This is a genomic window from Streptomyces cinnamoneus (genome assembly GCF_014650495.1).
Taxonomy (GTDB): domain Bacteria; phylum Actinomycetota; class Actinomycetes; order Streptomycetales; family Streptomycetaceae; genus Streptomyces; species Streptomyces cinnamoneus.
Window position 1 is genome coordinate 1 of sequence record NZ_BMVB01000024.1, and the last position, 9,854, is coordinate 9,854.

Consider the following 9,854-nt stretch of genomic DNA (forward strand, 5'->3'; position numbering starts at 1 on the left):
CAACCACCACCGATGCCACACCGCGCTCAGGGGCGAGCCACCCATCACCCGCGTCAACAACCCTGCGGGTCAATACACCTAGGGCGTGTCCGATGGGTCGGCGCGGGCAGCGGAACACGCGAACGGCCCAACCTGTGCGGTGTGGTGGGACGGACGGGGAACACGGGAGAAAACCGACTCTCACGGCGGGAAGAGGCATGACGAGCCGGATCGCAGCCGTTCACGGTGTCCTCGCGCCGCACCGCCACGCCCAGCACGAGATCACCGACATGGTCGCCGGAATGTGTCTGCCGCCCGGGGCCGACCGGCGGGTCCTGGACCGCTTGCACCGCAGCGTCCGGGTCCGCTCCCGCCACCTGGTGCTGCCGCTGGAGCGGTACGCGCACCTGGACGGCTTCGGCGCGGCCAACGACGTCTTCGTCGAGGCCGCAACCGAGCTCGGCGCACGCGCGGTCCGGGGCGCACTGCGGGAGGCCGGGATCGGGCCCGCCGACGTCGACATGCTGATGTTCGCCTCCGTCACCGGCCTCGCCACCCCCTCCATCGACGCCCGGCTCGTCGGCCGGCTCGGCCTGCGGCCGGACGTCAAACGCCTGCCGGTCTTCGGCCTGGGCTGCGTGGCGGGGGCCGCCGGCATCGCCCGGGTGCACGACTACCTGCGCGGCTGGCCCGGGCACGTGGCCGTGCTGCTGTCGGTCGAACTGTGCTCGCTCACCTTCCAGCGCGCCGACGCCTCCACGGCCAACCTGATCGCCACCGGCCTGTTCGGCGACGGCGCCGCGGCCCTCGTCGCGTGCGGCGAACGATGGCGGGGCCGGCCCGCCGCCGGGCCCGCGGTCCTGGCCACCCGCAGCCACCTCTACCCGGACACCGAGCGCACCATGGGCTGGGACATCGGCAGCTCCGGCTTCCAGGTCGTCCTCGACCGGAGCGTCCCCGAGGTGGTGCGCCGTCACCTGGCCGCCGACGTCCACGGCTTCCTGGGCGAACACGGCCTCAAGCCCAAGGACGTGACGGCCTGGGTCTGCCACCCCGGCGGGCCCCGGGTCCTGCGGACGGTGGCCGAGGTCCTCGGACTGACCGGAGGCGCCCTCGACGTCACCTGGCGCTCGCTGGCGGAGGTCGGCAACCTCTCCTCGGCGTCGGTCCTGCACGTGCTGCGGGACACCCTGGCCGGGCGCCGGCCCCCGCCGGGCTCGCCCGGACTGCTGCTGGCGATGGGCCCGGGCTTCTGCTCCGAACTCGTCCTGCTGCGCTGGTAGGCGGCCGCTCCATGACCGCACGCCCGACCGAGCCCCCGGGGGACGCATGACCTGGTACGCGATGCTGGTGCTGGCCGTCGCGGCCGAGCGCGCCGCCGAGCTCGTCGTGGCGCTGCGCAACGCCCGCTGGAGCCGTGCCCGCGGCGGGGTGGAGTCCGGCGGCGGCCACTATCCGCCCATGGTCGCGCTGCACACCGGCCTGCTCGCCGGCTGCCTGCTCGAAGCGGGCCTCGGCGAACGGCCGTTCCTGCCCGCGCTCGGATGGCCGATGCTGGGCGTGCTCCTGTGCGCCCAGGCGCTGCGCTGGTGGTGCGTGCACGCCCTGGGGCGGCAGTGGAACACCCGGGTCATCGTCGTCCCCGGCCTGCCCCTGGCAACCGGCGGGCCCTACCGGTGGCTGCGCCACCCCAACTACGTCGCCGTGGTGGCCGAGGGGCTCGCCCTGCCCCTCGTGCACACCGCCTGGGTGACCGCCCTGGTCTTCACCGGCCTCAACGCGGCGCTGCTGGCCGTGCGCGTCCGCTGCGAGGAGGCGGCCCTGGACGCGGCCCGGGCCGACGGGCCGGCGGTGCCCGCGCGGGTGCGGCCGTGATCGACGTACTGGTGGCGGGCGGCGGCCCGGCGGGCCTGGCGGCCGCCGCCCACGCGGCGCTGGCGGGCATGGAGGCCGTCGTCGTCGAGCCGCGCGAGCGCCCGGTGGACAAGGCGTGCGGCGAGGGCGTCATGCCCGGCGGGGTGGCGGCGCTGCGCGCGCTCGGCGCCGAGGTCACCGGGCGTCCCCTGCGCGGCATCCGCTACGTGGAGGGCGGGCGCAGCGTCGAGGCGGGGTTCCGCGGGCACGGCGGGCTGGGCGTGCGCCGCACCGAGCTGCATGCGGCCCTGCACCGGCGGGCGGCGGAGCTGGGGGTGCGGACCGTACCGGGCAGGGTCGCCTCGGTCCGGCAGGACGCGGACGGCGTCCGTGCCGCCGGACTGAGGGCCCGGTGGCTGATCGCCGCGGACGGCCTGCACTCCCCCGTCCGCCGCTCCCTCGGCCTGGAGCCGGCGCCCGGCCCCGGGCCCGCCCGCTACGGGCTGCGCCGGCACTACGGGGTCCGCCCGTGGAGCGACTGCGTCGAGGTCCACTGGTCGCCGCACGGGGAGGCGTACGTGACGCCGGTCGGCGACCGGCTGGTGGGGGTGGCCGTGCTGGGCCACGGGGGCGCCGGGTACGACGACCTGCTGGCGGCGTTCCCGGGCCTGACGCCGCTGCTGCGGGGGCCGGTGGCGTCCGCCGTGCGCGGTGCCGGACCGCTGCGCCGGCGGGTCCGGCGGCGGGTGGCCGGCCGGGTGCTGCTCGTGGGCGACGCGGCGGGCTACGTGGACGCACTCACCGGGGAGGGCATCGCCCTCGCGCTGGTCACGGCCGAAGCGGCCGTGCGGGCCCTGGCCTCGGGCCGCCCGCAGGACTACGAGGCGGCGTGGCGCCGCCTGACCCGCACGCACCGGCTGCTGACGGAGGGGCTGCTGCGCGCGCGGGAACACCCGCGCACCGCCGGCCTGATCGTCCCGGCGGCGTGCCGGCTGCCCCGGTTGTTCGCGGCGGCGGTGCACGCCTTGCAGTGACGGGCCCGGGCCGCGTCCCTTCCGGACTCCTGCGGCCCGGGGCCGCGGGGCCACCGGGCGCTCACGGGCCCAGGTCGCCCAGGAGGCCGGGGAAGGCCGGCGGGGTGGCGGCCATGGACTGTTCGGTCCAGACCGTCTTCCCCTCGCGCCCGTAGCGGGTGCCCCAGCGCTCGGTGAGCTGGGCGATCAGGAACAGCCCGCGGCCGCCCTCGTCGGTGCTGCGGGCGCGGCGCAGGTGGGGCGAGGTGCTGCTGGTGTCGGAGACCTCGCAGATGAGGCAGGGGCCGCGGATGAGCCGCAGGGTGACCGGCCCGCCGGCGTAGCGGTAGGCGTTGGTGACGAGCTCGCTGACGATCAGTTCGGTGGTGAAGGTCATCTCGTCCAGCCCCCACGCGCTCAGCTGCTCGGTCAGCAGCTTGCGGGCGCGGGAGGCGGCGCCGGCCTCGGCGGGCAGCGTCCAGGTGGCCACCCGTTCGGCCTCCAGGACGCGGGTGCGGGCCAGCAGCAGGGCGACGTCGTCGGTGGGGCGGGCGGGCAGCAGGGTGTCCACCACCCGCTTGGCGGTCTCCGCCAGGGGGCGGGCGGTGTCGGACAGTTCCTCGCCCAGGAGGGCCAGGGCCTCGTCGACGTCGTGGCCGGTGGACTGGATGAGCCCGTTGGTGAAGAGGGCCAGCAGACTGCCCTCCGCCAGGTCGAGCTCGGTGGCCTCGAAGGGGAGTCCGCCGAGGCCGAGGGGCGGCCCGGCGGGCAGTTCCGGGAAGCTCACCCGGCCGTCGGGGGTGACGACGGCGGGCGGCGGGTGGCCTGCGCGGGCCAGGCAGCAGCTTCGGGACACCGGGTCGTACACGGCGTACAGGCAGCTGGCGCCGGTGACCTGGTCGTTGGGGAAGTCCCGGCTGTTGGCCTCCTGTTCGGCGGCGAGCCGGTGGACGAGGTCGTCGAGGTGGGAGAGGACCTCTTCGGGTTCGAGGTCGAGGTCGGCGAGGGTGTGCACGGCGGTGCGCAGCCGGCCCATGGTGGCGGCCGCGTCGACGCCGTGGCCGATCACGTCGCCGACGACGAGGGCGACGCGGGCGCCGGAGAGCGGGATGACGTCGAACCAGTCGCCGCCGACGCCCGCCACGGCTCCTGCGGGGATGTACCGGTGGGCGACGTCGACGGCGGGCAGGTCGGGGAGTTCGGCGGGGAGCAGCCGGCACTGCAGGTTCAGCGCCGCCTGGTGCTCGCGGGTGTAGCGGCGGGCGTTGTCGATGCACACGGCCGCGCGGGCGGCGAACTCCCCGGCGAGGGTGAGGTCGTCCTCCTCGAAGGGTTCCGGGCACCGGGCCCGCCACAGGGTGACGAGTCCGAGGACCAGGCCCCGGGCGGCGAGGGGCACCATCATCACCGAGTGGACGCCGATGGCCTGGGCCTGCCGGGCCTTCTCGTGCGCCACGGCCGAGAGGCCGGTGATCCCCTCGACCCGGGAGACAAGGACGGGCCGCACGTCGGCCATGCACCGGCCCTGGGGCGTCTCCGGGCCGAAGTCGATCAGCTCGCCCTCCGGGTACTGCACCTGTCCGGACCCGGCGACGACGGACTTGGTGGCGGCCCTGCGCACGGGCCCGAAGGCGTCCTGGGAGGGTTCCTCGCCCCGGCTGACGGGTTCCAGGAGGTCGACGGAGACGCAGTCGGCGAGGGCGGGGACGACGACCTCGGCCAGTTCGCGCGCGGTCGTGGCCACGTCCAGGGTGGTGCCGATGCGGGCGCCGGCGTCGTCGAGGAGGGCGAGCCGGACGCGGGCCCGGTGGCGTTCGGTGACGTCTTCGACCAACTGGGTGACGCCGAGCACTTCTCCGGCCGAGTCCTCCATGCGGAAGGCGGACACGGAGACGTACCGCTCGTGCGTGGGATCGCTGAGCAGCCGGCAGGGCTGCTCGGTGAAGATCATGGGGCGTCCGGTGGCCAGCACCTCCCGCAGCCGCTCGTCGATGGTCCGTGCGTCCTCGGGCACGAGGAAGTCGCCGATGCAGTGCCCGCGGATCTCCTCGGCGGGGACGCCGCCGATGCGGGCGATGGGCCGGTTGACGCGCAGCACGGTGAGGTCGGGGGCGTGCACGGCGAGGCCGATCGGGGAGCGCCGGAAGAGTCCGTCGAGGACGGAGCGGTCGGTCTCCCACTGGATGAGGTCGGCGGCGGGGGCGGCGACGAGGAACCATTCGCACTCCGGGGCCGAGCGGGTGACGCAGCGGGCCCGCACGCCCACCAGGATGTGCCGGCCGTCGCGGGCGAGGGCGGGCACGACGCCGAACCAGCCGCGGGCCGCCCGGCAGGCCGCCGCCGCGTCCGCGACGTGCGCGCGGTCGCCGGGGGGCACCAGGACGTCGGCGGCGAAGCGCCCGATCACCTCGTCGGCCCGGTAGCCCAGCAGCTTCTCGGCCCGCTCTCCCCAGCCGACGACCACTCCGCGGTGGTCCAGTACCGCGGAGGCCGCGCCGGTCACCGAGAAGGGGTCCTCGGGGCTCTCCCGGAAGAACGTCACCGGTCCGTTCATCACACCGCCTTCCTTCCGGCAGCCTGCCACGCCCGGGCCGGGGCCACATGTCGACGGCGGTGCCGCGGGCGCCGTGCGGCACCCGGCCGGCGGCCCGCCTGCCGGCGCACCGGGCAGGAGCCCAACACGCGCCGTGCACACGGGTCTTGCGCAGACCCTCCGGCCGATGCCCTGCCCGGGCCCGAGACGTGCGGCCGATGCCCTGCCCGGGCCCGAGACGTGCCCGAGGGGTCGGTGCAGCCCCCGGGAGCCGGCGCTGGGGGCAGGCTTCCGGCGGTGGCGGGGAGCGTCTCCCGCGGCCGGGCGGGGCGGGGCCGGGTCATCCCCGGGCCTCGCCTTCGGGCTTCGGCCCCGGCGTCCGCCGCGGGCGGACGCACCACGGGCCCCGGACGCGGCGTGCGCCCGGGGCCGGGCCCTGGGGCGTGTCCGACCGCAGCACCGGACGCCGCGGGGGCCGCACCGGCCCATCGGACACCCCTAGGGGTGTTGTCCGGGCAAGTTGGTGACACAGCCGGCGGGTGTTCGGCCCCGTGGGCCCCGCCCTTCGGGCGTACGGCGCTCCTGTGCGGACACGGCTCACGGCCGTGCGCGCGCGGTGCGGGCCGGAGCCGGCCGCACCGCGGCGGGCGGCGGCTAGCGGCCGCGCTTGCGCTTGAGGGCGTCCCGGCCCTTGTCCGCGGCCTCGCGGACGTCACCCTTGGCCTTCTCGGCGCGTCCCTCGGCCTCCATGCTCCGGTCGCCGGTGGCCTTGCCGGTGGTCTCCTTGAGCCGGCCCTTGGCCTGCTCGGCCTTCGCCTTGGCCTTGTTCTTGGCACTCATACCAGGGCACTCGCTTTCGATAGAGGTGAGATGGATCCCCCGTCGTGTTCAAGTCTTGCGCGCAGCCCCACGGGCTGCATGTCCGTGCGGTCGCACGGCTCAGTTGAGCAGGCCCGGCCGCCGGGGGAAGCGGTGCAGCTCCAGGGCGGTGACGAGGGCGTCGGCGATGTCCTGCGGCGATGCGGTGCCGTTGCTGGTGAGGACGCCGAACTCCGGCGCGGCCTCGCCGAGGACGACGTCCTCGGGCAGCCTGGCCTCCGCGAGCAGGCGGATGCCCTCCCCGAGGACCGCGAGGGGCTTGCCGTGGCGGTACGCCTCCTCGACGAACCGCACGGCCGCCGGGTCCGCCGCCAGCACGGCGACCGCCTCCTTGCCGTCCGGGACGAGCACGGCGTCGTAGAGGACGGAGGCCATGGTCGGCAGCGCGCGGTCCACGGTGAGGCTGCCGCCGTCGGCGCTGCGGACGCTGCCGTCCAGGGCGGCGAGCACCTCGACGATCGCGCCCTGGGCGGTGAGCCGCTCCCGCACGGCGTCCACCTGGCCGGCGTCCGTGCCGTCGGCGACGAGGACGGCGACCTTGCGGGTGCGGATGCCCTCGCCGTGCAGGTTCTCCTGGCTGAGGGCGGGCGAGGAGGCGGTGTTGACGCCCGGCACCGAGGGCGGGGCGGCCACGCCGACGCCCTCGGCGACCATCGCCGCGAGGTCGGCGTTCACATGGGCGAGGTTGCCGACCATGCGCTCGCGCACGGCGACGGAGCCGACCTTGCCGAGCTCGAAGCGGAACGCCTCGACGATGTGGCGCCGCTCCCAGTCCGCCATGCTGTTCCAGAACAGCGCGGCCTGGCTGTAGTGGTCCTGGAAGCTCTCGCTGCGCACCCGGATCTTCTCGCCGTCGACGCGCTCGGCGTAGTGCCGGAAGACGCCCGCTCCGCCGCCCGCGCCGGCGTGGGCCGGGCAGCCGCCGCCCAGGGAGTTGGGGAAGTAGTTGGTGCCCGGGTGGATGACCTGCTGGCCGAAGCCGTCGCGGTGGTTGTGGTGCACGTCGGCGACGGGCCGGTTGACCGGCAGCTGGCTGAAGTTCGGGCCGCCGAGGCGGATCAGCTGGGTGTCCAGGTAGGAGAAGTTGCGGCCCTGGAGCAGCGGGTCGTTGGTGAAGTCGATGCCGGGCACGACGTTCGCGGTGTGGAAGGCGACCTGCTCGGTCTCGGCGAAGAAGTTCTGCGGGTTGCGGTCGAGGACGAGCCGGCCGACCGGCCGGACCGGCACCTGCTCCTCGGGGATGATCTTCGTGGCGTCGAGCAGGTCGAAGTCGAAGGAGAACTCGTCGCTCTCGGGAACGAGCTGCACACCGAGCTCCCATTCGGGGTACTCCCCGGCCTCGATGGCCTCCCACAGGTCCCGCCGGTGGTAGTCGGGGTCCCGTCCGGCGGTGATCTGCGCCTCGTCCCACACCTGGGAGTGCACGCCCAGCTTCGGCTTCCAGTGGAACTTCACGAACGTGCCGCGCCCCTCGGCGGTGACGAACCGGAAGGTGTGCACGCCGAAGCCCTGCATCATCCGGAAGCTGCGCGGGATGGCCCGGTCGGACATCGCCCACATGAGCATGTGGGTGGTCTCCGGCTGCAGGGAGGCGAAGTCCCAGAACGTGTCGTGCGCGGTGCCGCCGGTGGGCATCTCGTGCTGCGGCTCCATCTTCACCGCGTGCACGAAGTCGGGGAACTTGATGGCGTCCTGGATGAAGAACACCGGGATGTTGTTGCCGACCAGGTCGTAATTGCCCTCGCGCGTGTAGAACTTGGTGGCGAAGCCGCGCACGTCGCGCACCGTGTCGGCGGAGCCGCGCGGGCCCTGCACGGTGGAGAAGCGCACGAAGACGGGCGTGCGCCGGCCGGCCTCGGAGAGGAACTCGGCGCAGGTGTACTCGGTGAGCGGCTCGTACGCCTCGAAGTAGCCGTAGGCGCCGGCGCCGCGGGCGTGGACGACGCGCTCGGGGATGCGCTCGTGGTCGAAGTGGGTGAGCTTCTCCCGGTTGTGGAAGTCCTCCAGGAGGGTGGGGCCGCGCGTGCCGGCCCGCAGCGCGTTGTCGGTGTCGTCGACCCGCACGCCCTGGTCGGTGGTGAGCGCGTCGTGCTCGGGTGCGGCGCGGAACCGGTCGAGTTGCCGGTCCTTCTCGTCCTGCGCCGCCGGGTCGCCCCGGCCTGCTGACTGGTGGTGGGCGGACACGCGTGCACTTCCTTCCGCATGGGGAGCACTCGGGGGAGGGACGGCGTCCGTCGGCAGGCGCCGCTGGCCTCCCCAGGCTCACCCGGGTTCCCGGGACGGGCAAGCCGAAACCGGGCGGCGCCCGGTGACGTTCCCCGCCCGGACCGCTTCGAGTGGAGGCACGGACGGCTCTGTGCGACGCTGCTGCTTGAGTCGTTTCGACCACGGATGGTCATGGTGCGGCCCGCCACCGGGCCCGGCACGAGAGGTGCCGGCGCACCCCCTGCCGCGTCCGCGGCGGCAGTCGCCCCCAAGACGCCGAGTGCACGGAGGCGGTTGCCGCTCTCCCGCGGCACCACGCCTTTTCCCCTCCCGCAGCCGGTCTCCGGCCCCCGCGCACCGGACGCCCGGCGTCATCCGTCACCCCCGGCCGGGGCCCGCCCACGCGAAGGAGTGTGATCATGGACGAACGACGCTGGAAGCGTGCGGTGGTCACCGGAGGGGCCGGCTTCATCGGATCGCACCTGTGCGAGCGTCTGCTGGCCGAGGGGTGCGAGGTGGCCTGCGTCGACAACCTGGCCACGGGGTCCCGGGCCAACGTCGCGCACCTGGAAGCGCACCCGGGCTTCCGCTTCGTCGAGGGCGACGTCTCGCGCCCCGACACCCTGGCCGGCATACCCGGGCGGGTCGGCCTGGTGCTCCACCTGGCGTGCCCGGCCTCGCCCGCCGACTACCTCCGGCTGCCGATCGAGACGCTCGACGTGGGCAGCATCGGCACCCGCGCCGCCCTGGAGCTGGCGCACCGCGACGACGCGCGCTTCCTGCTGGCCTCGACCTCCGAGGTGTACGGGGACCCGTTGGAGCACCCCCAGCACGAGCAGTACTGGGGCAACGTCAATCCGATCGGGCCGCGGAGCGTCTACGACGAGTCCAAGCGGTTCGCCGAGGCGCTCGTCACCGCCTTCCGGCGCACCCACGGCACCGACACCTCGATCGTGCGCATCTTCAACACCTACGGCCCCCGGATGCGCGCGGGCGACGGCCGCGCCGTGCCCACGTTCATCCGGCAGGCCCTGGACGGCGAGCCGCTGACGGTGGCGGGCGACGGCAGCCAGACCCGGTCGCTGACCTACGTCGACGACACGATCGACGGCATCGTCGCGCTCGCCGCGAGCGGGCGTCCGGGCCCGGTGAACATCGGCGGCGGGGAGGAGACGACGATGCTCGACCTGGCCCGGCGCATCGTCGACCTGACCGGCTCGGCCTCCACCGTCCGCTTCGTCGACCGGCCGGCCGACGACCCCGCCAGGCGCCGCCCCGACACCACCAAGGCCCACCGTGAGCTGGGCTGGGAGCCGCACGTCGGCTGCGAGGAGGGCCTCAAACGGACCGTGGAGTGGTTCGCGCGCTCCGCCCTCCCCTGATTCCTGTGG

7 protein-coding genes are annotated in these 9,854 nt (G+C 74.9%); 4 read left to right on the top strand and 3 right to left on the bottom strand.

What is annotated here, in order from left to right; genetic code table 11:
- The first annotated feature begins 197 nt into the window (after nucleotides 1-197).
- The 3 genes from IE182_RS25925 to IE182_RS25935 are packed head-to-tail and all read left to right on the top strand — an operon-like array spanning nucleotide 198 to nucleotide 2,867.
- Nucleotides 198-1,262, top strand: a complete 1,065-nt coding sequence (locus tag IE182_RS25925) for a type III polyketide synthase (RefSeq protein WP_190112358.1) — start codon at nucleotides 198-200, stop codon at nucleotides 1,260-1,262.
- Nucleotides 1,263-1,308: 46 nt separating this feature from the next.
- Complete coding sequence (locus tag IE182_RS25930; protein ID WP_190112359.1) at nucleotides 1,309-1,854, top strand: isoprenylcysteine carboxyl methyltransferase family protein; 546 nt, start codon at nucleotides 1,309-1,311, stop codon at nucleotides 1,852-1,854.
- Complete coding sequence (locus tag IE182_RS25935) at nucleotides 1,851-2,867, top strand: NAD(P)/FAD-dependent oxidoreductase (protein WP_190112360.1); 1,017 nt, start codon at nucleotides 1,851-1,853, stop codon at nucleotides 2,865-2,867. Before IE182_RS25930 ends, IE182_RS25935 begins: the two co-directional genes overlap by 4 nt.
- 61 nt (nucleotides 2,868-2,928) lie before the next feature.
- Here IE182_RS25935 and IE182_RS25940 read toward each other — a convergent pair whose 3' ends face one another.
- From IE182_RS25940 to IE182_RS25950, 3 genes are all read right to left on the bottom strand, one after another.
- A complete protein-coding gene (locus tag IE182_RS25940; RefSeq protein WP_190112361.1) occupies nucleotides 2,929-5,400 on the bottom strand; it encodes a SpoIIE family protein phosphatase in 2,472 nt (823 codons plus the stop codon).
- A gap of 633 nt (nucleotides 5,401-6,033) precedes the next feature.
- Nucleotides 6,034-6,219 carry a CsbD family protein gene (locus IE182_RS25945; protein ID WP_190112362.1) on the bottom strand — a complete coding sequence of 62 codons (186 nt, stop codon included), beginning with the start codon at nucleotides 6,217-6,219 and terminating at the stop codon, nucleotides 6,034-6,036.
- Nucleotides 6,220-6,318: 99 nt separating this feature from the next.
- On the bottom strand, nucleotides 6,319-8,442 hold the full coding sequence (locus IE182_RS25950) for a catalase (RefSeq protein ID WP_190112363.1): 2,124 nt from the start codon (nucleotides 8,440-8,442) through the stop codon (nucleotides 6,319-6,321).
- A gap of 440 nt (nucleotides 8,443-8,882) precedes the next feature.
- Here IE182_RS25950 and IE182_RS25955 point away from each other — a divergent pair, with 440 nt between their 5' ends.
- A complete protein-coding gene (locus IE182_RS25955; RefSeq protein ID WP_190112364.1) occupies nucleotides 8,883-9,845 on the top strand; it encodes a UDP-glucuronic acid decarboxylase family protein in 963 nt (320 codons plus the stop codon).
- The last annotated feature ends 9 nt before the right edge of the window (nucleotides 9,846-9,854 follow it).